Annotated in this window: 25 protein-coding genes; 16 read left to right on the top strand and 9 right to left on the bottom strand. The window is 71.9% G+C overall.

Going from position 1 to position 26,268, the window contains the following annotated elements:
- Positions 1-35 precede the first annotated feature (35 nt).
- A complete protein-coding gene (locus OU416_RS26455; RefSeq protein WP_270929715.1) occupies positions 36-1,238 on the bottom strand; it encodes a lycopene cyclase family protein in 1,203 nt (400 codons plus the stop codon).
- An 87-nt stretch (positions 1,239-1,325) separates the two neighbouring features.
- Between OU416_RS26455 and OU416_RS26450 the strand changes: the two genes are divergently transcribed.
- From OU416_RS26450 to OU416_RS26435, 4 genes are all read left to right on the top strand, one after another.
- Positions 1,326-2,894, top strand: a complete 1,569-nt coding sequence (locus tag OU416_RS26450) for a deoxyguanosinetriphosphate triphosphohydrolase family protein (RefSeq protein WP_270929714.1) — start codon at positions 1,326-1,328, stop codon at positions 2,892-2,894.
- 238 nt (positions 2,895-3,132) lie between these two features.
- Positions 3,133-4,761 carry an ABC-F family ATP-binding cassette domain-containing protein gene (locus OU416_RS26445; RefSeq protein WP_270929713.1) on the top strand — a complete coding sequence of 543 codons (1,629 nt, stop codon included), beginning with the start codon at positions 3,133-3,135 and terminating at the stop codon, positions 4,759-4,761.
- 431 nt (positions 4,762-5,192) lie between these two features.
- Positions 5,193-5,402, top strand: a complete 210-nt coding sequence (locus OU416_RS26440; RefSeq protein WP_010310662.1) for a helix-turn-helix domain-containing protein — start codon at positions 5,193-5,195, stop codon at positions 5,400-5,402.
- An 89-nt stretch (positions 5,403-5,491) separates the two neighbouring features.
- Positions 5,492-6,301 (top strand): enoyl-CoA hydratase/isomerase family protein, encoded by an 810-nt coding sequence (locus tag OU416_RS26435; protein ID WP_270929712.1) that lies wholly within the window; start codon positions 5,492-5,494, stop codon positions 6,299-6,301.
- A 94-nt stretch (positions 6,302-6,395) separates the two neighbouring features.
- Here OU416_RS26435 and OU416_RS26430 read toward each other — a convergent pair whose 3' ends face one another.
- On the bottom strand, positions 6,396-7,130 hold the full coding sequence (locus OU416_RS26430; protein WP_270929711.1) for an SIS domain-containing protein: 735 nt from the start codon (positions 7,128-7,130) through the stop codon (positions 6,396-6,398).
- A gap of 137 nt (positions 7,131-7,267) precedes the next feature.
- On the opposite strand from OU416_RS26430, the gene OU416_RS26425 reads away from it, so the two are divergent.
- Complete coding sequence (locus OU416_RS26425; RefSeq protein ID WP_270929710.1) at positions 7,268-7,894, top strand: TetR/AcrR family transcriptional regulator; 627 nt, start codon at positions 7,268-7,270, stop codon at positions 7,892-7,894.
- Between the two features lie 111 nt (positions 7,895-8,005).
- Positions 8,006-8,719, top strand: coding sequence for an Imm1 family immunity protein (locus tag OU416_RS26420; protein WP_270929709.1), 714 nt, complete (start codon positions 8,006-8,008; stop codon positions 8,717-8,719).
- Between the two features lie 43 nt (positions 8,720-8,762).
- On the opposite strand, the gene OU416_RS26415 is transcribed toward OU416_RS26420, so the two are convergent.
- Positions 8,763-9,590 (bottom strand): M55 family metallopeptidase, encoded by an 828-nt coding sequence (locus OU416_RS26415; protein WP_270929708.1) that lies wholly within the window; start codon positions 9,588-9,590, stop codon positions 8,763-8,765.
- 171 nt (positions 9,591-9,761) lie between these two features.
- Between OU416_RS26415 and OU416_RS26410 the strand changes: the two genes are divergently transcribed.
- Genes OU416_RS26410 through OU416_RS26395 form a run of 4 tightly spaced genes read left to right on the top strand, consistent with a single transcriptional unit; the run spans position 9,762 to position 15,069 of the window.
- On the top strand, positions 9,762-11,555 hold the full coding sequence (locus tag OU416_RS26410; RefSeq protein WP_270929707.1) for an ABC transporter substrate-binding protein: 1,794 nt from the start codon (positions 9,762-9,764) through the stop codon (positions 11,553-11,555).
- Positions 11,556-11,558: 3 nt separating this feature from the next.
- Positions 11,559-12,596 carry an ABC transporter permease gene (locus tag OU416_RS26405; protein ID WP_372907258.1) on the top strand — a complete coding sequence of 346 codons (1,038 nt, stop codon included), beginning with the start codon at positions 11,559-11,561 and terminating at the stop codon, positions 12,594-12,596.
- The gene (locus OU416_RS26400; RefSeq protein WP_270929706.1) at positions 12,593-13,489 is read left to right on the top strand and encodes an ABC transporter permease; all 897 of its coding nucleotides are present in this window, start codon (positions 12,593-12,595) and stop codon (positions 13,487-13,489) included. Before OU416_RS26405 ends, OU416_RS26400 begins: the two co-directional genes overlap by 4 nt.
- Positions 13,486-15,069 carry an ABC transporter ATP-binding protein gene (locus tag OU416_RS26395; protein WP_270929705.1) on the top strand — a complete coding sequence of 528 codons (1,584 nt, stop codon included), beginning with the start codon at positions 13,486-13,488 and terminating at the stop codon, positions 15,067-15,069. The genes OU416_RS26400 and OU416_RS26395 overlap by 4 nt, the downstream gene beginning before the upstream one ends.
- A gap of 3 nt (positions 15,070-15,072) precedes the next feature.
- Here the strand turns inward: OU416_RS26395 and OU416_RS26390 are convergent, their stop codons facing one another.
- The 4 genes from OU416_RS26390 to OU416_RS26375 are packed head-to-tail and all read right to left on the bottom strand — an operon-like array spanning position 15,073 to position 17,193.
- Positions 15,073-15,393, bottom strand: coding sequence for a type II toxin-antitoxin system PemK/MazF family toxin (locus OU416_RS26390; protein ID WP_270929704.1), 321 nt, complete (start codon positions 15,391-15,393; stop codon positions 15,073-15,075).
- On the bottom strand, positions 15,390-15,614 hold the full coding sequence (locus OU416_RS26385; protein WP_270929703.1) for a hypothetical protein: 225 nt from the start codon (positions 15,612-15,614) through the stop codon (positions 15,390-15,392). The genes OU416_RS26390 and OU416_RS26385 overlap by 4 nt, the downstream gene beginning before the upstream one ends.
- Positions 15,615-15,672: 58 nt before the next feature.
- Positions 15,673-16,302, bottom strand: a complete 630-nt coding sequence (locus OU416_RS26380) for a nucleoside/nucleotide kinase family protein (RefSeq protein ID WP_270929702.1) — start codon at positions 16,300-16,302, stop codon at positions 15,673-15,675.
- A 33-nt stretch (positions 16,303-16,335) separates the two neighbouring features.
- Entirely contained in the window at positions 16,336-17,193 is an 858-nt protein-coding gene (locus OU416_RS26375; protein WP_270929701.1) for an alpha/beta fold hydrolase, read from the bottom strand.
- Between the two features lie 75 nt (positions 17,194-17,268).
- On the opposite strand from OU416_RS26375, the gene OU416_RS26370 reads away from it, so the two are divergent.
- Entirely contained in the window at positions 17,269-17,838 is a 570-nt protein-coding gene (locus tag OU416_RS26370) for a CGNR zinc finger domain-containing protein (RefSeq protein WP_270929700.1), read from the top strand.
- Here the strand turns inward: OU416_RS26370 and OU416_RS26365 are convergent.
- Positions 17,835-18,767 carry a S66 peptidase family protein gene (locus OU416_RS26365; protein WP_270929731.1) on the bottom strand — a complete coding sequence of 311 codons (933 nt, stop codon included), beginning with the start codon at positions 18,765-18,767 and terminating at the stop codon, positions 17,835-17,837. The genes OU416_RS26370 and OU416_RS26365 overlap by 4 nt on opposite strands.
- Positions 18,768-18,978: 211 nt before the next feature.
- Here OU416_RS26365 and OU416_RS26360 point away from each other — a divergent pair, with 211 nt between their 5' ends.
- From OU416_RS26360 to OU416_RS26350, 3 genes are all read left to right on the top strand, one after another.
- Positions 18,979-19,545: a DUF3090 domain-containing protein gene (locus tag OU416_RS26360; protein ID WP_270929699.1), complete on the top strand. Its 567-nt coding sequence runs from the start codon at positions 18,979-18,981 to the stop codon at positions 19,543-19,545.
- Positions 19,546-19,550: 5 nt separating this feature from the next.
- Positions 19,551-20,345 (top strand): SCO1664 family protein, encoded by a 795-nt coding sequence (locus OU416_RS26355; RefSeq protein WP_372907257.1) that lies wholly within the window; start codon positions 19,551-19,553, stop codon positions 20,343-20,345.
- Positions 20,346-20,412: 67 nt separating this feature from the next.
- Positions 20,413-21,372: an MBL fold metallo-hydrolase gene (locus tag OU416_RS26350; protein WP_270929697.1), complete on the top strand. Its 960-nt coding sequence runs from the start codon at positions 20,413-20,415 to the stop codon at positions 21,370-21,372.
- A 134-nt stretch (positions 21,373-21,506) separates the two neighbouring features.
- Here the strand turns inward: OU416_RS26350 and OU416_RS26345 are convergent, their stop codons facing one another.
- Positions 21,507-22,739 carry a serine hydrolase domain-containing protein gene (locus OU416_RS26345; protein ID WP_270929696.1) on the bottom strand — a complete coding sequence of 411 codons (1,233 nt, stop codon included), beginning with the start codon at positions 22,737-22,739 and terminating at the stop codon, positions 21,507-21,509.
- Positions 22,740-22,869: 130 nt separating this feature from the next.
- On the opposite strand from OU416_RS26345, the gene OU416_RS26340 reads away from it, so the two are divergent.
- Entirely contained in the window at positions 22,870-24,270 is a 1,401-nt protein-coding gene (locus OU416_RS26340; protein WP_270929695.1) for an ATP-binding protein, read from the top strand.
- Positions 24,270-26,222, top strand: coding sequence for a vWA domain-containing protein (locus OU416_RS26335; protein WP_270929694.1), 1,953 nt, complete (start codon positions 24,270-24,272; stop codon positions 26,220-26,222). The genes OU416_RS26340 and OU416_RS26335 overlap by 1 nt, the downstream gene beginning before the upstream one ends.
- The last annotated feature ends 46 nt before the right edge of the window (positions 26,223-26,268 follow it).

The raw sequence follows: 26,268 nt of genomic DNA, 5'->3' as shown, positions 1-26,268 counted from the left end.
ACGTTACGTGCCCAGCTGGCTGGGTATGCCCGGTTTCAGCTGCCGCCGAGGCCGTGACGGGCCTGCGGGTGACCGATGGTCAGACCACCCAGCGCCAGCCGCCTGCGGATGCGCCAGGGCGCGCTCGCGAACAGCGCGGACATCGCCGCCGCCGTGCCCGCCGGATCGTCCTCCGCGGCCAGGAACGCGGCGCGGTGCCGGGCGTCGAGCTGGAAGAACAGCTCGAAGAACTCCGGCACGTGGTCGGGCGGCAGCGACAGCAGTGCCCGCAGCGCCCGGTGCCGCAGCACGTGCCCGGACACCGCGCGCGGCGGCCACAGGATCGACCACGCGGCGCGGGCGGCGACCGCAGGCCCGGAGGGCAGGGCCGCGCTGATCGCCGCGGCCAGCCACGGTGCGCGCCGCAGCGACGCGGCGACGCTGAACCCGCTGGCCGGGTGCACGAAGCCGCCGGCAGCGCCGAACGGGACCACCCGTCCGGGCCGGGGGAGCGGGTCGTCCACCGGGAACCGCACGCGCTCCTCGGCGAGCCGCTCCGACTCGGCCACGCCCGCCGCGGCCAGCCGTCCCGCCAGCCGCCTGCGCAGCAGGGCCAGCGGCAATGCCGGGCGGCGGGCCAGCGACGTCTCCTCCAGCAGCACCCGGTCCGGGCCGACGTGCACCGCGTAGAGGAACGTCGGCCAGCCGCCGCGGGTCTGCGGAGCCGGCCGCCAGTCCATGAACACCCCCTCGCCGGGCCCGCAGAACGGCTCGGCCGCGGCGGCGCTGACCACCCAGCCGATCGCGCTCTGCTGCGCGGAGGTGTGCGCCGGGCGGCCGCCGGAGAGCGCTCGCGCCGCGCCGGTCGCGTCGACCACGACCGCGGCGGCGATCCGCCTGCCGTCCTTGAGCACCACGGTCGACCCGGTCGGCCCGTGCTCGGCGGCCTGCGCGCGGCCGGTGATCTCCAGGACGTCGTGGCGCCACAGGTGCTTCCACAACGCGGTGTTGTCCAGGACGGCGTACGGCCGGTGCCATTGGTGCCGGTCCGTGCCGTGCAGGGCCATCTGTTCCACGACCGATGCCAGCGCGGAGCCGGGGAGCGCGGCGGGCAGCTCGTCGCGCCAGGCGCCGTAGGTGTGCGGCCAGACGCGGCGCGGTGCCGGGTCGACGAGCACGACCTCCAGGCCGGTGTCGCTGCAGGCCGCCGCCGCGGCCCGTCCCGCGGGACCGCCGCCGACCACCACGACATCTGCCACGGGGAAATCAGATCACGCCCGGCCGGGCGCCCGCCGCCAGGGCCGCCGCGCAGGATGACCGCGGCACCGATCGTCTAACGTGTGGCCATGTACGACGCGCAGCTTCGGACCGGTAGGCGCAGTGGTCGTTCGGGATCCCACCGAGCTCCCGGTGATCTCGCCGCCAGCCCGTTCCGGGCGGATCGGGACCGGGTGTCCAGCTCGGCGTTCTTCGCCCGGCTGGGCGGGGTCACCCAGGTCGTCAGCCCCAGCGGTTCCGGGCTGCTGCTGCACAACCGGTTGACGCACAGCCTGAAGGTCGCCCAGGTCGCCAGGGCCATCGCCGAACGGCTGATGGCCGATCCCGCGAACCTGAGCAAGCTGGACCGGCTCGGCGGCTGCGACCTGGACGTGGTGGAGGCGGCCGGGCTCGGCCACGACCTCGGCCACCCGCCCTTCGGGCACCTCGGCGAGGGCGTGCTGGACCGGCTCGCCCGACAGCGGTTCGCGCTGCCCGACGGCTTCGAGGGCAACGCCCAGAGCTACCGCGTGGTGACCCGCATCGACGTGCGCGGCACCGACGGCGAGGGCCTGGACCTGACCGCCGCCGTGCGCGCGGCGCTGCTGAAGTACCCGTGGACGCGGCTGGCCGAGCCGCAGCCGCACCCGCGCCACCTGCCGGTGCCGCCGCGCGGCGCTTCCGAGCCGGAGGACGCGCCGGGCACCGGATCGGCGAAGTTCTCCTGCTACAGCACCGAGCTGGCGGACATGATCGACGCGCGCTCGCCGTTCCGCGGACGGCTGGCGGACTGGCAGCAGACCGTCGAGGCGTCGATCATGGACACCGCCGACGACATCGCCTACGCGATCCACGACCTGGAGGACTTCCACCGCGTCGGGATCCTGCAGCACACCAGCGTCTCGCACGAGCTGACCGAGTGGCTGGGGCGCGCGGTGGAGTTCGCCGGGCGCTCCGACGAGGAGCTGGCCGGTGACGGGATGCGGCCGGGCTGCTCGCTGGAGCGGTTGCGCCGCCGCCTGCACGCCAAGGACGGCTGGATCGCCGACGACGAGGCGTTCGTCAGCGCGGTGAAGAAGGTCGTCGCGAACCTGGTCACCAAGCTGCTGGAAGTGCCCTTCGACCGCTCGCAGCAGGCCGAGCAGGCCGTCGCGGCGTTCTCCGGGGAGTGGACGCAGCGGCTGGTGGAGGGCATCCAGGTCGTCGAGGAGCCGCCGACGCGCTCCGGGCACGTCGCGCTGGCCGTCGAGCAGTGGCACGAGGTGCAGGTGCTCAAGTTCGTGCACCGCCGGTTCGTGCTGCAGCGACCGGACCTCGCGCTGCACCAGCGCGGCCAGGACCGGCTGGTGAGCAAGCTGGTGGAAGCGCTGGACAACTGGCTGATCGACCGCAGCGAGGCCGCCCGGTTGCCGCACCGGCTGCGCGACCTGTTCGACCGGGCCCGCGCCGAGTTCGCGCTGCTGCGCCGCGAGGCCCCGGAGCTGCTGGTGCAGCCGGGCGAGCCGGCGGTGATCGACGCCGAGCACCTGGAGCGGATGTCGCGCGGCCGGGCGGTGATCGACTTCGTCGCCTCGCTCACCGACAACCAGGCCGCCGCGCTGCTGGAAGCCCTCTCCGGCCGCACTACGCAGCTGTGGAACGACACCTTCGTGCTGTGAGCGTCCACGACCGGGTGTGACCGACGGAATGTGATCCGCGATCAATTCGGTGGACATCGGCGGTTACACTGGTTCCGTGGTCACCAAGCGTTTCGTGGTCTGCGATGCCCGCGCCACTCCCTCGCTGATCCGCCCGCTCATCGATTAGCTGCCGGGCCGCTCAGCCTCCGCGCCCACCCCGGCTCCGCCCGGTGGGCGTGTTCGTGGAATCGCTCGACCACTACTTCCGGAGTTTCCCTTGATCTCTGCCACCGGCCTGGAGCTGCGCGCCGGTTCCCGCATCCTGCTCTCCGACGCCATGCTGCGCGTCCAGCCCGGCGACCGGATCGGCCTGGTCGGCCGCAACGGCGCGGGCAAGACGACCACCCTGCGAGTGCTGGCGGGGGAGGGCGAGCCGTACGCGGGCGAGGTGATCCGCCGCGGTGAGCTCGGCTACCTGCCGCAGGACCCGCGCGAGGGCGACCTCACCGTCTCGGCCAAGGACCGCGTGCTGTCCGCGCGCGGCCTGGACCAGCTGCTGCGCGACATGGAGAAGGCGCAGACGGCGATGGCCGAGCTGGCCGACGACCGCCAGCGGGACAAGGCGATCGCCCGCTACGGCCGGCTCGAGGAGCGCTTCGCCGCGCGCGGCGGGTACGCCGCCGAGAGCGAGGCCGGGCGGATCTGCAGCAACCTCGGTCTGCCCGACCGGGTGCTGGAGCAGCCGCTGAGCACGCTGTCCGGTGGGCAGCGCCGCCGCGTCGAACTCGCCCGGATCCTGTTCGCCGCGTCCGAGGCCGGTCCGGGCGGTCGCTCGGCCACCACGCTGCTGCTCGACGAGCCGACCAACCACCTCGACGCCGACTCGATCAACTGGCTGCGCGACTTCCTCAAGGCCCACGACGGCGGGCTGGTGGTGATCAGCCACGACGTCGACCTGCTGGCCGCGGTGGTCAACAAGGTGTGGTTCCTGGACGCCATCCGCGGCGAGGCCGACGTCTACAACATGGACTGGACCCGCTACCAGGACGCCCGCGCGGCCGATGAGAAGCGCCGCCGCCGCGAGCGCGCCAACGCGGAGAAGAAGGCCTCGACGCTGATGGCGCAGGCCAACAAGATGCGCGCCAAGGCCACCAAGGCGGTCGCCGCGCAGAACATGGCCCGCCGGGCGGAGAAGCTGCTGTCCGAGGCCGAGACCGAGCAGGCCCAGGAGAAGGTCGCCAAGATCCGCTTCCCGGAGCCGGCCCCGTGCGGGCGGACCCCGCTGACCGCCGACGGGCTGTCGAAGTCCTACGGCTCGCTGGAGATCTTCAGCGGTGTCGACCTCGCCGTGGATCGCGGTTCGCGGGTCGTCGTGCTCGGCCTCAACGGCGCGGGCAAGACGACCCTGCTGCGGCTGCTGGGCGGCGTGGAGAAGTCCGACTCCGGCGGTGTCGTCCCAGGTCACGGCCTGCGCATCGGTTACTTCGCGCAGGAGCACGAGACGCTGGACCACGACGCCACGGTCTGGGAGAACATCCGCAGCGCCGCCCCGGACGCCCCGGAGCAGCAGCTGCGCACGCTGCTGGGCGCGTTCCTGTTCCAGGGTGAGCAGCTGCAGCAGCCGGCGGGCACTCTCTCCGGTGGTGAGAAGACGCGGCTGGCGCTGGCCGGTCTCGTCTCCAGCGCGGCCAACGTGCTGCTGCTGGACGAGCCGACCAACAACCTCGACCCGGCCAGCCGCGAGCAGGTGCTCGACGCGTTGCGCAGCTTCACCGGCGCGGTCGTGCTGGTCACGCACGACCCGGGCGCGGTGCAGGCGCTGGAACCGGAACGGGTCATCCTGCTTCCCGACGGCACCGAGGACCACTGGTCGGAGGACTACCTGGACCTCGTCCAGCTGGCGTAGAGCGTTTCCAGGCTCGTTCTGCACGGCGGCGCGGGTGGTGGAACCTCAGGCGCTGCCTGGCTGCGGGAGCCCGTTCTCATGCATGTCCGATACACGGCGAACGGGACTGGGCTCGTCAGGCGGCACCTGGGAATCCGCGGCGGTGCGAGTTGCGCAGGTGGGTTGTGCGCCCGATCGCTTCGCAGGGCCCGGCACGGTGGTCGTCGGGCCCGCGACCACCCAAAAGGTGAAAAGGGCTCATAGCAACCGCCGTCCACCCGGAGTCCACTACTACGGATGGATTAGTGCATTCCGGTGATCGCCGGGTGGCCTTCTCGGCCGTTGGCCGATCTTTTTTCCATGATCGCCTGGCGTTCCCGCCTTTCCTGTTCGATCATTGCGCTGACAGGGGTCGCGAGGCCCGACCTGCTCAGAGGGAAGGCGGGGACACCGTGGCTGAGCTGAAGAAAGGTGCGCGCATCACAGGTAGTGCGCGGGACAAGCTTGCCAGTGACCTGAGGAAGAAGTACGAGAAGGGGGCTAGCATCCGCGCTCTCGCGGAGGCGACCGGCCGGTCGTACGGATTCGTGCACCGGGTGCTGAGCGAATCGGGTGTGCAGCTGCGCGGTCGCGGGGGCGCCACGCGCTCCAAGAAGAAGTGAGCCCGGCGACCACTGGTCGTCTTGGAGCCCGGTCTGCGGTCGCCTCGCGCTCGGCGAGGTGCTGACGGGCTCTCATCGAGGAGGTCCGCTTGGCGGAGTCGATGGTGGACGCCGACCTGCTGGATCGTGGCGGTGTGGGGCTCACGATCCGCGGTCGGCGGGCCACGATCACGCTGAACCGCCCGGACAAGCTCAATGCGCAGACACCGCACACCTGGCAGGCGTTGCGGGAGATCGGTCGATGCCTGGGCGCGGAAGTCCAGGTCGTGGTGCTGCGCGGCGCCGGCCGGGCGTTCTCGGCCGGGCTGGACCGGCGGTTGTTCAACGCCGCCGAAGTGGACGGGGCGCCGGGGCTGGCCGGGCTGGCCCGGCGTCCCACCGAACAGGCCGACGCCGAGATCGCCGGCTATCAACAGGGGTTCAGCTGGTTGCGCGAACCCGACAGGGTGACCATCGCGGCAGTGCGGGGGCACGCGATCGGTGCCGGATTCCAGCTGGCGTTGGCGTGCGACCTCAGAGTGGTCGCCGCCGACGCCAGCTTCCGCATGGCCGAAACCGGCCTGGGGCTCGTCCCCGATCTGGGCGGCACGCTGCCGCTGGTCCGGGCCGTCGGATACGCGCGCGCGGTGGAGATCTGCCTGACCGGGCGCGAGATCCTCGCCGACGAGGCGCTGCGGCTGGGACTGGTCAACGCGGTGGTGGAGCCGGACCGGCTGGAGGTGGCGGTCGACGAACTGGCCGAAGCCGTCGCCCGGCCGCCGATCGGCGCGGTCCGCGAAACGCTGGCGCTGCTGGTGCAGGCCGACGAAGCGGTCGACCCGGAGCAGCAGCTGGCCGCCGAACGGGCCGCGCAGCTGCGCAGGATCGCCGAACTGGTCGCGCGGCCCGAGTCCGGGTGACGGCGATTTCGCGCGAGATCGTCGTTCCGCAGGCGCGTGCTGCGCCGATTTCGCGCGAAATCGCCACCCGAGCCCGAGCTCGGCCGGAAGACGCTCAGAGGAGGCCGGGGACTCGTTCGCCGTAGTGGGCGAGGCTCGCCGCGTTGGCCTCGTCGCCGCCGACGGTGTTCGAGCTGCGCCAGACCGGGAGGTCGACGCCCGCGGCCGCGGCCAGGTCGAACAGCTCGACCAGCAGCATGTTCCACAGGAACGCGTTGGACAGGGAGGACAGCGGGGCCGTCACGGGTGCGTCGACCGGGTAGCTGGCGTCGCCGCCCGGCACCAGGGTGTCCAGCACGACCTCGGCTTCTTCGGCCAGCGTGGTCCCGGCGCGCTTGGGGGCCTCGGCGCTGGCCATCGGCGAGGTGATGGCGATGACCGACGAGCCCGCCGCGCGGGCGGTGCGGGCCAGTTCCACCGGGTAGGGGTTCACCCCGGAGTTGGAGAACACCACCAGCACGTCCGCGCCGCCCCGGAACCCGGCGCCGGTGAGGATCTCCTCGGCCAGCCCGGTGCGCCGTTCGGTGCGGGTGCTGGGCACCGCGCCGTGCAGCGGCAGCAGGTCGGGGTGGTAGAGCGGGCGGACCGCGGCAAGTCCGCCCGCCCGGTAGAAGGACTCCATCACGCCGGCCAGCGAGTGGCCCGCCCCGGCGGTGCACACCAGGCCGTCCGCGCGGATCGCGGTGAGCAGTCGTTCGGCGGCGGTGCGCAGGTTCTCGGCGTTGTGCGCGCCGATCTTCCGCAGGTGTTCCAGGGTGTGCTCGGCGTGGCCGGGCGCGGTTTCCGACATTCGGTGGCTCCTGAGGGGCGAGCGGAAGGGGACGTAAGGTCTATACCAATTTGATGACATGGCGGTCAAGGACCGCTTCCACCACTGGTGTGGTGGACGGGTACGCTGTTGATCAGCAGCCGAGACCGAGGGGATGCATGCCGCAACGAGGCAACCGCAGAGAACTGCTCGCCGACGCCGCCATCGAGGTGCTGGCGCGGGAGGGCGGTCGTGGGCTCACCCATCGCGCGATCGATCGTGAGGCCGAGGTTCCCGAAGGCACCACGAAGAACTACTTCCCGACGCGCAGCGCGCTGTTCCTGGCCGTCGCGCGCTACCTCGCCGCCCGGCACACCGAGGCGCTGGAAGCGCTGTGCAGCGAGATTCCCGCCGACGTCAGCTCCGAGGACATCACCGCGCTGTACGCGGCGATGCTGCGCCGGATGGCCACCAGCGCGCGATCGCAGTTCCTGGCCTTGTTCGAGCTGCACCTCGAAGCGGTCCGGAATCCGGAGGTCCGCGCCGCGCTGAGCGCGATCACCGAGGCCAACGTCGACACCGCGGTGCACCTGCACAGCGCGGTGGGCAGGCGGATCAGCCGCCGCGGCGCCGGACTGCTGGACGCCGGAATGCTCGGCGTGGCGCTGTCGATGCTGAGCTTGCCCGAGGACCTGGTCTCCGAGCTCGGCCTGGACGACGCGGACGGGCTGGCGCGGGCGTTATTGGCGCTCGGTTCGCCGCACGGCGGGCCTGCGATCGGGGTGCTGCGGGACGCCGCCGGCTGAGCCGGTGGCGCTTCGGGGCCGTGCACTGACGCACGGTAGCCTGCTGGGGGACGAGATCTGGGCAGGGGCGTCCTGGGGGTCGCCCACGATCGAAGTGGATGCAGGGAACGCATGTCGAATCCAGCACAAGTCGAGCCCGGCCCGCTAGAACCGCCTGCGGTGGTGTTCGCCCGCCTCGCGGACGTCCCGGTGGACGCCCTGGACAAGCTGATCGAGGCCACCCACGAGGTCTACGACGACCTCAACAAGGTGCTCGGTCACCCGTACTGGGGCGATCTGGTCTACCACCAGGGCGCGGCGATGAAGGCGTTGAAGGAGGCGCGGATCTGCTTGGAGGGGCTGCGCTCCGAGGCGGTCGGCGCGCGCAACACCGAACTGGGGGTCACCGTCACGACCGCGGTCGTCGGCGGCGAGCGCCTCTACGCGCAGACCGAGGACGACAAGGCCGAACTGGTGGACAAGGTGCTGCGCCCGGCGCAGCCGGGAGCCGCTCATCTCTACGTCTGGGACCGGCCGCACCAGGATCCCGAGGCACCGGGGCCCTACCTCCAGGTCCGGATCGTCACCGATCCCGAGGAGGAGGTCGGCGTCCTGAACTTCACCGAGGAGTCCGAGGACGGCGAGATGACGTCCTGGCACACCCTCAACCCGGAGCCCGAACCGGAGGCCCCGGCGCTGCCCTTCGACGCGGGCAGCACGCTGAAGTTCCCGCGCAACGCGGTGCTCCCGTTCCGGGAACTCCGCGCAGCGCTGGACGAATTCACCCGAACCGGGCAGCGTCCGGAAGCCGTCCAGTGGCAGACCGCCCGCTGGGGCGATCTGTGAGGGTTCCGCTGGCGTCCCATCGGCCAGCGCCGACGGGACTCGATCAGCCGTAAATGCCCTGGACGGCCCGGGCGGCGATGGTGGTGACGATCTTGAACGCCTTCATCGCCTCGGTCATGTCCGGCGCGTCGAAGCCGACCCGCCGCACGTCCACCTGCTCCACGGTCGGGATCACCGCCGCGGCGGCGGCCAGGTGCGCGGCGTCGAACTCCACCTCGATGCGGTGCGGGCGCACGTCGCCCGCGGTGCGCCCGGCCAGGCGCAGGCTTTCCGCCGCCGCCGAGCGGATGTCGGCCGTGGTGCGGGCCGGTGGGCGGCAGATCGCCGCGTAGCGGCTGACGCACTCCTTGACCACGACCGTGCGCGCCGACGGCGCGTAGCCGGCGGCTTCCGCGCAGGCCCTGTCGTCGCCGGTGACCAGCAGGACGGGCACGCCGTGCTCGTCGGCCAGCGCCGCGTTCAGCCCGCCCTCGCCTGCCGGGCGGCCGTCCAGCCAGACGCCGGTGATGGAGTTCTCCAGGTAGGTGTGCGACAGCACGCCCTCCTCGCCCGCCCGCGCGTGGTAGCCGAGGAACACCACACCGTCCACATCGGACTCGATGCCCTGCATCATGGACAGCGGCTTGTGCCTGCCGGTCAGCAGCACCGCCCGCTCGTCGAGGTCCTCCAGCAGCAGGTTCCGCTGCGAGGAGTGCGCCTCGTTGACCAGCACGCCGGTCGCCCCGGCGGTGAACAGGCCTTCGACGCAGGCGTTGACCTCGCCGGTGAACAACCGGCGGAAGCGCTGCCACTGCTCGGTCCCGGGCACCACGTCATCGGTCCACGTGACGCCGGTGACGCCTTCCATGTCAGCTGAGAGCAAGATCCGCACGGAGATCAATCTAGGCGGCCTGTCCAGGCTTTCGGGCGGTGGCGCGCCGATGGGGTAACGGTTCGGTTCCACTGCGTGATGTTCAGCGGCGACAACTCGTGGTTAACCATTGACGAACAGTGTCCGAAGGTGGTTCCTTTCTCTCACTCGCCGCGAAGGAGGGGGTCACAAGTGGGCAGACGACTCGTCGCGCTCTGGGCCGTGCTGCTGGCCGGATTGCTGGTGCCGCTGCCCGCGGCCGCGCAGGAGGACGGCGCGCGGCCGCAGGGTGCCACGCTGCGCGTCGGGTTGCAGCAGCAGATCGACTCGCTCAACCCGTTCCTGGGCTACACGCTCGCCTCCACCGACATCTTCCGGTCCATCTACCCGACGCTGACCACCTACCGCGCCGAGGACTTCGAGGTGGAACCGGAGCTGGCCGAGAAGTGGGACACCTCGCCGGACAAGCTCACCTGGACCTTCCACATCCGGCCCGGCGTGAAGTGGTCCGACGGGCAGCCGGTGACCGCCCGCGACGCGGCCTACACCTTCAACCGGATGATGACCGATCCGGCCGCCAGCACCGCCAACGGCAACTTCGTGGAGAACTTCGACACCGTCACCGCACCGGATGACAGGACGCTGGTCATCCGCACCAAGACGCCGCAGGCGACGATGCTGGCCATCGACGCGCCGATCGTGCCCGAGCACGTGTGGTCCAAGGTCACCGACGTCGCGGACTTCACCAACGACCAGATGCCGGTGGTGGGCAGCGGGCCGTTCGTGCTCACCGGCTACCGCCCGGAGCAGGACGTCACGCTGACCGCCAACCCGGACTTCTGGCGCGGCCCGGCGAAGGTCGCGCAGGTGCAGTTCATCCAGTTCAAGAACAGCGACGCCGCGGTGCAGGCGCTGCGCAAGGGCGATGTCGACGTGGTGCAGAAGCTCACCCCGGCGCAGTTCGACGCGCTGGCCGGCGAGTCCGACATCCAGCAGGTCAAGGGCCAGGGCAGGCGCTTCTTCGAGATGATCCTCAACCCGGGCGCGGCCAACAGCCAGAACGAGCCGATCGGCTCCGGGCACCCGGCGCTGAAGGACGTGCGGGTGCGGCAGGCCATCGACCACGCCATCGACCGGCAGGCGCTGGTCGACCGCGTGATGGGCGGCTACGCGCAGGCCGGCGGCGGCTACCTGCCGCCGATCTTCGGCGACTACCACTGGAACCCGCCGCAGCCTCGGGCCTTCGACCTGGCCGAGGCCAACCGGCTGCTCGACGAGGCCGGCTACCCGCGCGGCGCGGACGGCATCCGGCACACCCCGCAGGGTGAACCGCTGAACTTCGACTTCGTGCTGCACGGCAACATCTCGGCCGACATCCAGGTCGGCGAGTTCGTCAAGCGGTGGCTGGCGGAGCTGGGCATCGGCGTGGAGCTGCAGCCGGTGTCGGACAACCAGCTCCAGGACCGCACCACCGGCGGCGACTTCGACATGGTGATCAGCGGCTGGTCGGCCAACCCCGACCCGGACTACGTGCTGCGGTTGCAGACCTGCGCCGCGCGGCCCAGCCCGAGCGGCGGCGGCAACGCCGACTCGTTCCTGTGCGACCAGCAGTACGACGACCTCTACGAGCGGCAGCTCGGCGAGTTCGACAAGGCCGCGCGGGTCGACCTGGTCAACCAGGCGCAGGCGCGCTTCTACGACCAGGCGGCCGGGCTGATCCTCTTCTACCAGAACTCGCTGGAGGCCTACCGCACCGACCGCTACGCCGGGTTCACCCTGCAGCCCGCGCAGGACGGCGTCATCGTTGCGCAGCAGGGCTACTGGGGCTACTACGGCGCGGAGCCCACCGAGGCGGCGGTCAACGGCACCTCGGGCACCGACTACAGCACCGTCGCGTGGGTGCTCGGCGGAGTCGTGGTGCTGGTCGGCGTCGTGGTGGCGCTGGTGTTCGTCCGCCGCCGGGCGACCGCCGACACCAGGGAGTGAACCGTGTCCGATCTGCTTGCCACCGTCCCGGATCAGGTGCCCGCCGGCGCCGGTCGCCGCCGGTTCGCCCGCTTCCTGGGCGGCAAGGTCGGCGGCGGCCTGGTGAGCCTGCTCCTGGTGGCGGTGCTGGGGTTCTTCCTCTTCCGGGTGATCCCGGGCGACCCGGTGCGCACCATGACCCGCGGGGCGCCGGTCAGCGAGCAGCAGATCCAGGTGCTGCGCGAGCGGTTCGGCCTGGACCAGCCGCTGTGGAAGCAGTTCCTGGACTTCCTCGGCAACCTGCTGCGCGGTGACCTCGGCACCTCCTACACCTACAGCCGCCCGGTCGGGGAGCTGATCGTCGAGCGGATCGGGCCGACCGTGCTGCTGGTGGGCACCGCCACCGCGCTGGCGGTGGTGCTCGGGCTGTGGATGGGCTCGCGCGCGGCGTGGCGGCACGGCGGCGCGTTCGACAAGACCTCGACCTCGGTGGCGCTGACGCTGTGGTCGGTGCCGACGTTCTGGCTCGGCCTGATCGTGCTGATGGCCTTCGGCGTCGGGGTCGGCCCGATCCCGGGGCTGTTCCCGGTCGGCGGGATGTCCTCGCCGGACACCCCGCCCGAGTTCCTGCCGCAGCTGCTCGACGTGGCGCACCACCTGGTGCTGCCCGCGCTGACCATGGTCGCGGTGATCTACGCCGAATACCTGATGGTGATGCGGTCCTCGCTGCTGGAGGAGATGGGCGAGGACTACCTGACCACCGCCCGCGCCAAGGGGCTGCGCGAGGACCTGGTGCGCCGCCGCCACGCGGTGCCCAACGCGCTGCTGCCGACCGTCACGCTGATCTTCCTGCGGATGGGGCTGGTGGTCGGCGGGGCGATCACGGTGGAGACGGTGTTCTCCTGGCCCGGGCTCGGGCTGCTGACCTTCGAGGCGCTGCGGGTGCCGGACCTGCCGCTGCTGCAGGGGATCTTCATCGTGCTGGCGGGGAGTGTGGTGGTGATGAACGTGCTGGCCGAGCTGCTCTACCGGGTGCTGGACCCGAGGGTGCGGGAATCGTGACGGCCACCGCGGGCCAGATCGTCCGGGCTCGCCGCCGGGCGCGGTTGGCCGATGCGTGGCGCGTGTTCCGCGCCGACCGGGGCGGGCTGGTCGGGCTCGTGGTGCTGGTCGTCGTCGGGCTGCTGGCGCTGCTCGCGCCGCTGCTCACCGACGCCGGTGGCCTGGACGTCACGCGCGCGACCGGCGAGCCGCTGCAGGCGCCCAGCGGCGAGTACTGGCTCGGGACCGACGAATCCGGTCGTTCCGTCCTGCTGCTGACCTGGTGGGGCGCTCGGGTGTCGCTGGTGGTCGGGCTGGCCGCGGCGTTGCTGTCGGTGCTGATCGGTGCGCTGGTGGGCGTGCTCGCGGCGCACTTCGGCGGCTGGACCTCGCGAATCCTGCTGCGGTTCACCGACTTCTTCCTGGTGCTGCCCTCGCTGGTGCTGGCCATCGCGCTGTCCACGGTGCTCGAACGCGGGCTGTGGACGATCGTGCTGGCGATCGGCGTGACGTCCTGGCCGCCCACGGCGCGCATGGTGCGGGCGCAGACGCTGACCATCGAAACCCGCCCGTACATCGAGCGGGCTCGCGCGCTGGGCGCCGGGCACGGGCACGTCATCGGCAAGCACGTGCTGCCCGCCGTGGTGCCGCTGGTGTTCGCCAACACCACGCTGGCGGTGGCCAGTGCGATCATCGCCGAGTCCACGCTGTCGTTCCTGGGCCTGGGCGACCCGAGCCTGGTGTCGTGGGGCTCGATGCTGAAGTCGGCGATGGACACCGGCGCGGTGACCGGTGGCGCCTGGTGGTACCTGCTGCCGCCGGGACTGGGGATCGTGGTGGTGGTGCTCGCCTTCACCCTGTGCGGGCGGGCGTTGGAGACGGTGTTCAACCCGAGGCTGCGGGGGCGGCGGTGAGTCCGATTCTGCAACTGCGCGACGTGTCGGTGACCTACCGGGGCGCGGAGGAACCCGCGGTCCGGGACGTGAACCTGAGCCTCGGCGAGGGTGAAACCCTGGGCATCGCAGGCGAATCCGGCTGCGGGAAGACGACCGTGGCGATGTCGGTGCTGCGGTTGCTGCCGAGCTCGGCGCGCATCGAGGGGCAGGTCCTGCTGGACGGCGAGGACGTGCGCGAGATGACCTTCGGGCGGCTGCGCGCCGTTCGGTGGGCGAGCGCGTCGGTGGTGTTCCAGGGCGCGATGCACGCGCTGAACCCGGTGCGCACGATCGGCGAGCAGATCGCCGAGCCGATCAAGCTGCACGGGAGCGGCTCCGAGGACCTCTCCGCGCGAGTCGCGGAGCTGCTGGCGCAGGTGGAGCTGCCCGCGGAGCGGGCGAACGCCTATCCGCACGAGCTCTCCGGCGGGCAGAAGCAGCGCGTCATGATCGCCATGGCGCTGGCGTGCGAGCCGCGGCTGGTGATCGCCGACGAGCCCACCACGGCGCTGGACGTCGTGGTGCAGGCGCAGATCCTGGAGCTGATGCGCAGGCTGGTGGCCGAGCGCGGCATCGCGCTGGTGATGATCAGCCACGACCTGTCGGTGCTGTCGGCCAGCTGCGCGCAGCTGGCGGTGATGTACCAGGGGCGCGTGGTGGAGCACGGCCCGGCCCAGGAGGTGATGACCCGGCCGCAGCACGAGCACAGCAAGGCGCTGGCCGATGCGTTCCCCACGGTCGGCGATCCGCAGTTCCGGCTCACCGAGAGCGCGTCCCGGGGCTCCGCGCTGCTGGCCGCCGAGGACGTCGCGGTCGACTTCACCGGCCGTTCCGGGCAGGTCGTGCACGCGGTGCGCGGGGTGGACCTGGCGGTGGAGGAGAAGGAGATCGTCGCCCTGGTCGGGCAGTCCGGATCCGGCAAGACGACGCTCGCGCGCACCCTGCTGGGCCTGCAGAAGCCGACCAGGGGAGCGGTCCGCTACGACGGGGTGCCGCTGCCGAGCGGGGCCGCGGGCCTGCGCGACTACCGCAGGCAGGTGCAGCTGGTGCTGCAGGACCCGACGGGAGCGCTCAACCCGCGGCACACGGTCTACGAGGCGGTGGCGGAGGGACTGCGGATCCACGGCATCACCGACGACGAGCGCGGCCGGGTCACCGCGGCGCTGGAAGCCGCGGAGCTGCGGCCGGCGGAGAAGTTCTTCGGCCGCCTGCCGCAGGAGCTCTCAGGTGGTCAGCGGCAGCGCGTGGTGATCGCGGGTGCGCTGGTGCTGGAGCCGAAGGTGCTGGTCGCCGACGAGCCGGTGGCGTCGCTGGACGCGACCGTGCGCGGCGAGATCCTGTCGCTGCTGCTGCGACTGCGCGTGGAGCGCGACCTGTCGACGCTGGTGATCACCCACGACCTGGGCCTGGCGTGGAACATCGCCGACCGCGTGGCGGTGATGTACCGGGGAGAGCTGGTGGAGGTCGGCCCGGTGGAACAGGTCCTGCTGGACCCGCAGCACGACTACACCAAGACCCTGCTCGCCGCCGTACCCACCGTCGAACGCCGCGTGGCTTGAGCGTCAGATCAAGCCGAAACGGAGGAGTAGTGCCCGATCCAGGTCGGCGAGCTCGCTCGCATCGAGCGAACCCTTGAAGTCTCCCAATCGATCAGAAGTCACTGAGTAGACCTGATCAGTGAGAATGCGTGTTTTGGTTCCGTTGAGCTCGATTTCGGGACGGTAGATGGCTTCAGCGGCCCGTGTCGAGGTCAGGGCGACGGTGATCGTGCTTGTCGCAAATCGGTTGGATTGGATGATCACGGCGTACCGTCGGCCTTGTTGTTCGTGTCCGCGAGCCCCGGGCATCGCCTTGATCTCGTAGACCGCTCCGCGGAAGATCACTCAGTGACCCCCATGAACCGTTGGATCGCCAGCATCTCCGCTTGGTCGTCCGGATCTGCGTTGAGACGCTCAGCGTCCTTTTCGGCCTGTTCCAGGAGCATTTCCTTGTAGGCTCGGAGGAGGGCGTAGCGAACGGCCTCTGACCGGCTACGCGTGTCTCCTGTTAACGCGTTCAGCGCGGTCTCCATTGCTTCATCGGTGCGCACATTGAGAGTTCCCATGTGCCCGAGTGTAACACATTTTGTAATACGCGCCGTGAGCCTAGCTTGCGCCTGCTCTTCACTCCAGGCTGTCCACCACTGCTGGGCGGCCTGGGCGGTCGACGCGGACGACGCAGTCCGCCAGGTGGTGCGGGGAGACCTCTTCGGCGTAGCGGTGGAAGGCCTGGAGGGTCCAGCGGTCTTCGTCGGGGGTTCGGCGGTTCAGGGCCGCTTCGGGGAGCCAGAGGTGGACGGTGAAGTCGAACGGCAGGCCCGCGCCGAGCAGGAGCGGACCGTCCACCACGGCCACCGCCCGGTCCGGGAGCTGGACGCGGGGCAGGCGGGGCGAGCGGTCCGCCGCGGCGTCCCAGAGCGCGGGCAGGACCCGGCCGTTGCCGTTGTCCGACAACGGGTCCAGCACTTCGCGGGTCAGACCGCGCAGGTCGTACCAGTTCTCGTAGTACGAGTCCGGGTCGTGGTGGCCGTGTTCCAGGCGCAGGGACGCCGGGCGCAGGTAGTCGGCCGTGCGGATGCGGATCACCTCGCGGCCGCGGGTGCGCAGCGGTTCCACCAGGGCGTCGGCGAAGTCGCCGGTGTCGGCGGCCGGGGCGCCGTCCACCGCGATCCGCGCCCAGCGGCGGGGGAGTGCTTCGATGCGGTCGACCAGCTCCGCCGCCAGCAGTTCGGGCGTGACGGGTCGGACTCGCATGGGGCACCTCTCGCTCGCTGACGACGTTATCAACTACCTCCCGGGCGCCAGGAATTCCCGCAGGTGCGCCAGGACCTGCTCGGGGCGCTCCTCGGGCAGGAAGTGCCCGCAGTCGGCGATCTCGGCGCAGGTCGGGTGCTCGGCGTACTCGCGCCAGATCTCGCGCATCGGCAGCTTCGCGGGCAGGCCCGCCGAACCCCACAGCGCCAGCAGCGGCATGGTCAGCTTGCGGCCCGCCTCGGCGTCGGCGTCGTCGTGCTCGCTGTCGAGCGGGAACGACGCGCGGTAGTCGTCGAAACCGGCGCGCAGCGCGCCCGGTGCGGAGAACGCTCGCACGTACTCCTCGATCGCCGAGGGCTCCAGACCGGGCCGGTTCACCGTCCAGCGCTCGAAGAAGTACCGGAGGTAGCCCGCGATGTCGTTGCCCACCAGGAGTTCCGGCAGGTCCGGCTGCAGGTGGAAGAACCAGTGCCAGTAGGCGGTGCCCGCCTCGGTGTTCATCAGCCGCCACATCTCGCGGGTCGGCACGATGTCCAGCAGCGCCAGCCGGTCGACCTGGTCCGGGCGGTCCAGGCCCCAGCGGTGCGCCACCCGCGCGCCGCGGTCGTGGCCGACCACGCTGACCGACTCGAAGCCCAGCGCCGCCACCAGCTCGGCCACGTCGGTGGCCATCGTGCGCTTGTCGTAGCCGTCGCGCGGCTTGTCGGTGCGGCCGTAGCCGCGCAGGTCCGGCGCGATCACGGTGTGCGTGCGGGCCAGCTCCGGGATCAGCTTGCGCCAGCAGTGGCTGGTCTGCGGCCAGCCGTGCAGCAGGACCAGCCCGGGGCCGCTGCCCGCGGTCGTGTAGTGCACGCGCAGGCCGTTGACCAGGGCGACTTCGTCGGACGGCATCGATCGACTCCGTTTCTAACTGGCTTAGGGGGTTAGAGTTTAGGATGGTAGATCGACGGCGGCGGGAGGGCAAGGATGGGCGACTGGGTCCACGACGGCGGCCGGCTCTGCCTCGATCTGGTCAACACGCTGCGCGACCGCTACCGCGGCGGCCGGGAGCTGCTGATCGCGCCGGAAGCGCTGGCCGAATGGCTCCGCGAGGTGGGGCTGCGCGCGGACAGCTCGCCCGTGGAAGCGCACGTGGCAGCCGCGCGAGAGCTCCGCGAAGCGATCTGCCAGGCCGTGGACGCCCGCGCGCAGGGCTCGGTGATCGCGGCATCCGACGTGGAGCTGATCAACGAGGCGGCGCGCGGTGATGACCGCGCAGCGGTGCAGCTGCGCGCCGAGCCGGACGGATCCGTCGCGGCGTTCCGCCCGGAACCGCGGGACCCGGTGCGGACGGCGCTGGCGGAGGTCGCCGTCGACGCGATCGAACTGCTTGCGGCAGAACCGTTCCCGCGCGTGGCGGTCTGCGCGTACCACCGCTGCGGGCTGCGCTTCCTGGACACCTCGCCGGCGCGCAACCGGCAGTGGTGCTCGATGGCGCGGTGCGGCAACCGGGCCAAGGCACGCCAGCACTACGCCCGCCGCAAAGCGGCCGGTTAGAGCAGCGCGGGCTTCAGGATCGACAGGCGCTGGGCGTCGGTGTCGAGCTCGGCGGCGACGCCCAGCGGGATGGTGCGCTGCGCGGTGCAGTGGCCGAAGCCGAGCTCCCACAGGATCGGCACTCCCAGGCCGCCCAGCAGGTCCGACATCACCGCGCGGACCTCCTCCAGCGGTCCGCAGTCGGTCCACGAGCCGAGCGCGATGCCCGCGGCGTGGTCGAACCAGCCCGCGCGCAGCAGCTGGGTGACGAACCGGTCGAGCTGGTAGGGGGATTCGGTGATGTCCTCCAGCAGCGCGATGCCGTGCTCCGGCGGAGTCGGCGCGTCGGGGGCGCCGAGCGAAGCCGCGACGATGCTGAGGTTGCCGCCGTAGGTGGTGCCGCGGGCGCGCCCGCGCACGAGGGCGTCCGCGGTGGAGCGGGTCAGGATGGTGACCGATTCGGGCTGGAACAGGGTGCGGCGCAAGTGCTCCCTCGCGGCGGCGTCCTCCGCGAACGCCTTCGTGGCGACCATCGGGCCGAACACCGTGACCAGGCCGAGCTGGGTGGCGACGGCGTCGTGCAGCGCGGTGATGTCGCTGGAGCCGGTGAACACCTTCGGGCCCGCCGCGGCCATCTCCGCCCAGTCCAGGTGGTCCAGGACCCGCATGCTGCCGTAGCCGCCGCGCGCGCAGAGCACCGCGGCCACCTCCGGATCGCACCACGCCTCCTGCAGGTCGGCGGCCCGGTCGGCGTCGGTGCCCGCCAGGTAGTTCACCGCCGGGTGGCGGTCGCGGACGTGCTTGCCGACGCGCGGTTGCAGGCCCCAGGCGCGCAGGTGGGCGAGTCCGGCGTCGAGCAGCTCCTCGGGCACCGGCCCGGCGGGGGCGACCACCGCCACGGTGTCACCGCTGCGCAGCCTCGGCGGGCGACGTAGTTCGCGCATGCTCATCGGCGTGCTCCATCCCGCGATCTTGACCACCGCCGGTGAGCGTATCGGCCCGGCCCCCGGCGCGCTTCAGTTCGCCATCGGCGAACATCGGCGAAACCGGTGGTCGGCGGGCGGGTTCGGCGGGTAGACCGGCACCTGGTGCGGCGGTGACCAACAAAACGGGGGCCAGCCGCGCACCCGGTGCGCTCGGTGGCCTAGTGTCGGAGGAGTCATGGCTCGTGTCATCCACGTCTTCCGTCAACCTGACCGATTCGTCGCCGGAACGGTCGGGGAACCCGGTGAGCGCACTTTCTACCTGCAGGCGTCCGAGGACGTCCGCACGGTGAGCGTGCAGCTCGAGAAGCAGCAGGTGTCGGTGCTGGCCGAACGCATCGGCGCGCTGCTGGAGGAAGTGCAGCGGCGCTTCCACGCCGACCTGCCCAGCCAGACCCCCGACGCGCTCGTCGACACCGAACCGCTGCAGGTCCCGGTCGACGAGGAGTTCCGGGTCGGGACCATGGGGCTGGGCTGGGACGCCGAGACCGAGGCGGTGGTGGTCGAACTGCTGGCCGTCACCGACGAGGAGCTCGACGAATCTGTGGTGCTCGACGACACCGAGGAGGGCCCGGACGCGCTGCGGGTGTTCCTCAGCCCCGCGCACGCGCGGGCGTTCGCCGAGCGCGCCGAGCGCGTCATCAACGCCGGCCGCAAGCCCTGCCCGCTGTGCGCCGAACCGCTGGACCCCAACGGGCACATCTGCCCGCGCCAGAACGGCTACCGCCGTTCGGAAGAGGTCTGAGGCACGTGCACGCGGGTGATCCCGCGGTGCACGAGCTGCTCCTGAACGGCCGGCTGGACGTCCAGGGGCGGTTGGTGGAGGCGTCGAACGCGACGCTGTTCTGCGGGATCGAGCTCGACGGCACGGCCGCCGAGTGCGTGTACAAGCCGGTGCGCGGGGAACGCCCGCTGTGGGACTTCCCGGACGGCACGCTGGCCGGCCGCGAGGTCGGCTCCGCCCTGATCGCCGAGGCGACCGGCTGGGAGCTGGTCCCGCCGACGGTGCTGCGCGACGGGCCGTTCGGGCCGGGCATGGTGCAGCTGTGGGTGGACGTCGAGGAAGACTCCGGGCTGGTCGGCATCGTCGCCCCGGACGAGGTGCCGGACGGCTGGCTGCCGGTGCTGCGCGCCCAGGACCACCACGGTGATCCGGTCGTGCTGGCGCACGCCGACCACGAGCAGCTGCGCCGCCTCGCGGTGCTCGACGTGGTGATCAACAACGCCGACCGCAAGGGCGGCCACATCCTGCACGCCCCGGACGGCCGCGTGCTCGGCGTGGACCACGGCGTCAGCCTGAACACCGACGACAAGCTGCGCACCGTGCTGTGGGGCTGGATCGGCGAGCCGCTGCCGGAGGACGCCGTCGACGAGCTGGGCGAGCTGCGGGCGCTGATGGAGGGCGAGCTGGCGGTCCGGCTGGCCGAGCACATCACGCCGAAGGAGGTCCAGGCGATCAGCACCCGCATCGACCGCCTCCTGGACGCCGGCGTCTTCCCGGCCCCCTCCGGGGACTGGCCCGCGATCCCCTGGCCCGCGTTCTGACCGCTGCGACTGTGATCCTCGGGGATTGCGGGTGCGGTGGGCGGTGCGCGCAGGGCAGTCTTGGGTGGTGTCGATCCAGCACCAGCCGCCGCGTCTCCAGCCCTCCTACGCCGATCGCCTGCACGCTCCGCTGCCCAGCTTCCGGGACGTGATGCGGCTGATGTGGACCGGCGGGTTCCGCGGGCGGGTGGAGGACGTCGACCGGATCCCGGTGCTGCGCAACGGGCTGGCCCCGGTCGCCGCGCAGGACACCGCGCTGAGCTGGGTCGGGCACTCGACGTACCTGCTGCGGACGGGCGGGGCCGCGGTGCTCACCGATCCGGTGTGGTCCTCGCGCATCCCCGGCGTGCCGCGGCGGCTGACCCCGCCCGGCGTGGCGTTCAGCGAGCTGCCGCCCATCGACGCGGTGGTGATCAGCCACAACCACTACGACCACCTGGACGCCCCGACGATCCAGCGGCTGCCGCGGTCGACGCCGGTGCTGGTGCCCGTCGGGCTGGGCCGCTGGTTCCGGCGGCGCGGCTTCACCGAGGTCGTCGAGCTCGACTGGTGGCAGTCCGCGGAGGTGGCCGGGCTGACCTTCGACTTCGCCCCGGCCCGGCACTGGAGCCGCCGCGGCCCGCGCGACACCTGCCGGAGCCTGTGGGGCAGCTGGGTGATCACCGGGCCGCGGCACCGGGTCTTCCACGCGGGCGACAGCGGCTACGGCCCGCACTTCGCCGAGATCGGGGAGCGCTACCCGGGCATCGACGTGGCGATGGTGCCGATCGGCGCCTACGACCCGCGCTGGTTCATGAAGCCGGTGCACATGGACCCGGAGGAGGCCGTCCAGGCGGTCGCGGACCTGGGCGCGGCGCACGCGGCGACGATGCACTGGGGCACCTTCGTGCTCACCCGCGAACCGGTGGTGGAACCGCTGATCCGGGTCCGCAAGGCCTGGCGCGAAGCGGGCCGCGACCCGGACCAGCTCTGGGACCTCGCCGTCGGCGAATCCCGCGTCCTGACCGCGGACCACACCACCAGGTGACGCGGCAACCTCCGCCGATCAAGTCCGCCACCTGCGGAAACGCGCCCGCGCGGCCGGGGTGGTGGTCAATTTCGTACGAAATTGACCGTCACCCGGGTGAACGTCAATTTCGTACGAAATTGACCAGCCGCGGCTCAGTCGACCAGGGCTTGGTAGACGAGCTGGTGGAGTTGGGAGCGGATGGGGTGGGTGCTGGAGGGCATCAGCTGGGTCAGGAAGAGGACCGTCAGGTCTTCGGCCGGGTCGACCCAGAAGGCCGTGCTGGCCACGCCGCCCCAGGCGTACTCGCCCGCTGAGCTGATCACCTTGCCCGCCGCCGGGTCCTGCACCACCGAGAAGCCCAGGCCGAAGCCCTTGCCCGCGTTGCGCGCCTCGGAGAAGGAGTTGAGCGCCAGCGACTCCAGGTCGGCTCCGCCGGGCAGGTGGTTGCGGGTCATGTAGTCGACGGTGCGGCTGCCCAGCAGCCGGGTGCCGTCGAGCTCGCCGCGGCGCAGCAGCATCTGGGTGAACCGGTGGTAGTCGTGCGCCGAGGAGAACAGCCCGCCGCCGCCGGAGAGCGCCTTGGGCAGCTCGAAGGCGGCCGCGTGCGCCTCGTCGTGCTGGGGGTGGCGGCGCGCCAGGCCCTGCGGGTCGGCGATGTACAGGGTGGCCAGCCGGTCGGCGTCCTCGCGGGCGACCGCGAATCCGGTGTCGGTCATGCCCAGCGGTTCGAAGATGCGGGTGCGGAAGAACTCGTCGAGGGTCTGCCCGGAGATCACCTCGACGATCCGGCCGAGCACGTCGGTGGCCACCGAGTAGTTCCAGGCGGTGCCGGGGTCGAACAGCAGCGGCAGCGAGGCCCACGCGTCGCAGCAGCCCGCCAGGTCCAGCCGGGTGCCCAGGCCGTTGCCGAAGCCGGCGCGGCGGTAGAGCTCGTCGACGGGGTGCAGGCGGTTGAAGTCGTAGGTGAGCCCGGCGGTGTGGGTGAGCAGGTGCCAGATCCGCATCTCCTCGCCCGCTGGGCGGGTCTGCGGCGCATTGGCGCTGCCGCTGGTGTAGACGCGCAGGTCGGCGAAGGCCGGGATGAAGTCGCTGACCGGGTCGGTGAGCTCGAGCGCGCCCTCCTCGTGCAGCATCATGATCGCGGTGGAGGTGACCGGCTTGGTCATCGAGAAGATCCGGAACAGGGTGTCCGGGCGCACCGGTGCGCTGCTCTCGACGTCGCGCATGCCGTGCGTGGCCAGGTGCGCGATCTTGCCACCGCGGGACACCAGGACCAGCCAGCCGGGCAGCTTCCCGGACTCGACGTACAGGGCGAAGTGCCGGTCGATGCGCCGCAGCCGGGCTGCGTCGAAGCCGACTTGACCGGGGTCAACCTCGATCTCCACTGCACTGCCTCCTCGCTCCTGGCGGATACGTGGTGTTTCTACACGTTGCGAGCGGCGCCGGGCCGTCCGGGATGCGAAAACCTTTCTGCTATTCCGACGTTCGTCGGCCTCGCCGGGTAGCGTCGGCAGGGTGACGAACCCGACCCCACCTCCCGGTCTGCCCCGCACCGCGGGGGAGCTGCGGGCCAGCGGCCACGCCCCGCGCAGTGTGAAGGCCGAGTTGCGCGCGAACCTGCTGACCGCCCTGCGCTCCGGCCGGGCGCTGTGGCCCGGCATCGTCGGCTTCGACCGGACCGTGCTGCCCCAGCTGGAACGCGCCCTGATCGCCGGGCACGACGTGGTGCTGCTCGGCGAGCGCGGGCAGGGCAAGACGCGGCTGCTGCGCAGCCTCACCGAGCTGCTCGACGAGTGGACGCCGGTCATCGACGGCTCCGAGCTCGGCGAGCACCCGCTGCGGCCGATCACCCCGGCCTCCCGGCGGCGGGCCGCGGAGCTCGGCGACGAGCTGCCGGTGGCCTGGCGGCACCGCGGCGAGCGCTACGCGGAGAAGCTGGCCACCCCGGACACCTCGGTCGGCGACCTGGTCGGCGACGTCGACCCGGTCAAGGTCGCCGAGGGCCGGTCGCTGGGCGACCCGGAGACCATCCACTTCGGACTCGTGCCCCGCGCGCACCGCGGCATCGTGACCGTCAACGAGCTGCCCGACCTGGCCGAGCGCATCCAGGTCGCGCTGCTGAACGTGATGGAGGAGCGCGACATCCAGATCCGCGGCTACCACCTGCGGCTGCCGCTGGACGTGCTGCTGGTCGCCACCGCCAACCCCGAGGACTACACCAACCGCGGCCGGATCATCACCCCGCTGAAGGACCGCTTCGGCGCGGAGATCCGCACGCACTACCCGCTGGACGTGGACGACGAGGTGGCGCTGGTGCGCCAGGAGGCGGACCTGCCCGCCGAGGTCGGCGACCACCTGCTGGAGGTGCTGGCCCGGTTCGTCGGCCACCTGCGCGAATCGACCGCCGTGGACCAGCGCTCCGGGGTCTCGGCCCGGTTCGCCATCGCCGCCGCCGAGACCGTCTCGGCCGCCGCGCTGCACCGCGCCGCGGTGACCGGCGAGCACCCCGCGGTGGCCCGGCCGGTCGACCTGGCGGCGGTGCCCGCGGTGCTGCGCGGCAAGATCGAGTTCGAGGCCGGTGAGGAGGGCCGCGAGGACGAGCTGCTGGGCTACCTGCTGCGCCGTTCGGTGGCCGACACCGCGCGCGGGCTGTTCGCCGGGCTCGACCTGCAATCGCTGGCCCAGGCGGTGGCCGACGGCCACCCGGTGGCCACCGGGGAGCGGGTGTCCGGGCACGACGTGCTGACCGCGCTGCCGGAGCTGCCGGTGCTGCACCAGGTCGCCGAACGGCTGGAGGTGCGGGCTGGCGATCCGCCCGGGCGCATCGCCAGCGCCGTGGAGCTGGCGCTGGAAGCGCTGTTCCTGGCCAAGCGGCTGGGCAAGGACGCCGAGGACGACAGGTCGGTGTACAGCTGATGTCCCCGCGGTTCCGGTACGACGCGTGGCGCGGAGGGCCCGATCCGCTGGAACCGCCGGTGGATCTGCGCGCCGCGCTGGACCAGCTCGGCCGCGACGTGATGGAGGGGGCGTCACCGCGCGCGGCGCTGGAGGAGCTGCTGCGCACCGGTACCCGCGACGTTTCCGGTCTCGACGACCTGACCCGGCGGCTGTGGCAGCGGCGCAGCGAGCTCCAGCGGCGCCACCGGCTGGACGGCACGATCGCCGAGGTGCGGCGGCTGCTGGACCGCGCGCTCCAGCAGGAGCGGCTCGCGCTCGCCGCCGACACCAGCGAGGACGCGCGGTTCCGCGAACTGCAGCTGGACGCGCTGCCGCCGGACGTGGCCGGGCAGGTCGCGGAGCTGGCGAACTACGACTGGCGCTCTTCGGAAGCGCGGGAGGCCTTCGAGGAGATCCAGCAGCTGCTCGGCTCGGAGGTCCTCGAACAGCGCTTCCATGGCATGAAGCAGGCGATGCAGCAGGTCACGCCCGAGGACGTCGAGCGGGTGCGGGAGATGCTCGACGACCTCTCGGCGCTGCTGGCCGCGCACGCCCGCGGCGATGCCGACGTGCCGCGGAAGTTCGAGCAGTTCATGGCCGAGCACGGGGAGTTCTTCCCGGAGAACCCGCGCGACGTCGACGAGCTGATCGATGCGCTCGCGGCGCGTTCGGCCGCGGCCCAGCGGCTGATGAACTCGATGAACGCCCAGCAGCGCGACGAGCTGATGGCCCTGGCGCAGCAGGCCTTCGGCGATCCGCGCATCGCGCAGGCGTTGCAGCGCTTGGACCAGCAGTTGCAGCAGTTGCGGCCCGGCGAGGACTGGACCGGCCGGGCGCGGTTCCGCGGTGATCAGCCGATGGGGCTGGCGGAGGCGACGGCCGCGATGGCCGAGCTCGGCGAGATGGACCGGTTGGCCGAGCAGCTCGGGCAGGCCTACCCCGGCGCGAGCCTGGCCGACATCGACCTGGAGGCGCTGGAGCGGCAGCTCGGCCCGCGAGCGGTCGTCGACGCGCAGCGGCTGTCGGAGATCGAGCGGCAGCTGCGCCAGCAGGGCCTGCTGCAGCGCGCGCCCGACGGCAGCCTGCGGCTGAGCCCGCGGGCGATGCGGCGGCTCGGCGAAACCGCCCTGCGCTCGGTGATCTCGCAGCTGCGCTCGCAGCGCGGTGAGCGCGACACCGACCGAGCGGGGGCGGCGGGCGAGCTGACCGGGACGACGCGGCCGTGGAGCTACGGCGACTCGGAACCGTGGGACGCCTCCCGGACGGTGCGCAACGCGGTGCTGCGCCGCGCGGGCGAGGGCGCGGGCTCGCCGCTGCTGGACATCGCGGACCTGGAGGTCGCCGAGACCGAGCAGCGCTCGCGGGCGGCCGTGGTGCTGTGCGTGGACACGTCGTGGTCGATGGTGCAGGACGGCCGCTGGGTGCCGATGAAGCGCACCGCGCTGGCGCTGCACCACCTGGTGGCCACCCGGTTCCGCTCCGACGCGCTGCAACTGGTCACCTTCGGCCGCTACGCGTCCACTGTGGAGGTCGGTGAGCTCGCGGCGCTGGAGGGCGTCTGGGAGCAGGGCACGAACCTGCACCACGCGCTGCTGCTGGCCGGGCGCCACCTGCGCCGCCACCCGGACGCCGAGCCGGTGGTGCTGGTGGTCACCGACGGCGAGCCGACGGCCCACCTGGAACCCGACGGCGAGGCCGTCTTCCAGTACCCGCCGGACCCGCGCACCCTGGTCGCCACGCTGTCCGAAGTGGACGCGCTGACCCGACTGGGCACGACGCTGAGCGTCTTCATGCTCGGCGAGGACCCGCGGCTGGCGGCGTTCGTGGACCTGCTCGCCCGCCGCGGCGGCGGCCGCGTCGTGGCCCCGTCCGCCGACGGCCTCGGCGCCGCGGTCCTCGGCGACTACCTCCGCACCAGGCGCCGTCGCTGAACCACCTGGTCGAGTGAGAGGTGAAGGGCACCTTTCAGCAACTTAC

Origin of the sequence: Saccharopolyspora indica (genome assembly GCF_027853965.1) — a bacterium.
GTDB lineage: Bacteria > Actinomycetota > Actinomycetes > Mycobacteriales > Pseudonocardiaceae > Saccharopolyspora > Saccharopolyspora indica.
Note: the sequence above shows the minus strand (reverse complement) of the source record. Positions and strands in the feature narration are given on the sequence as shown.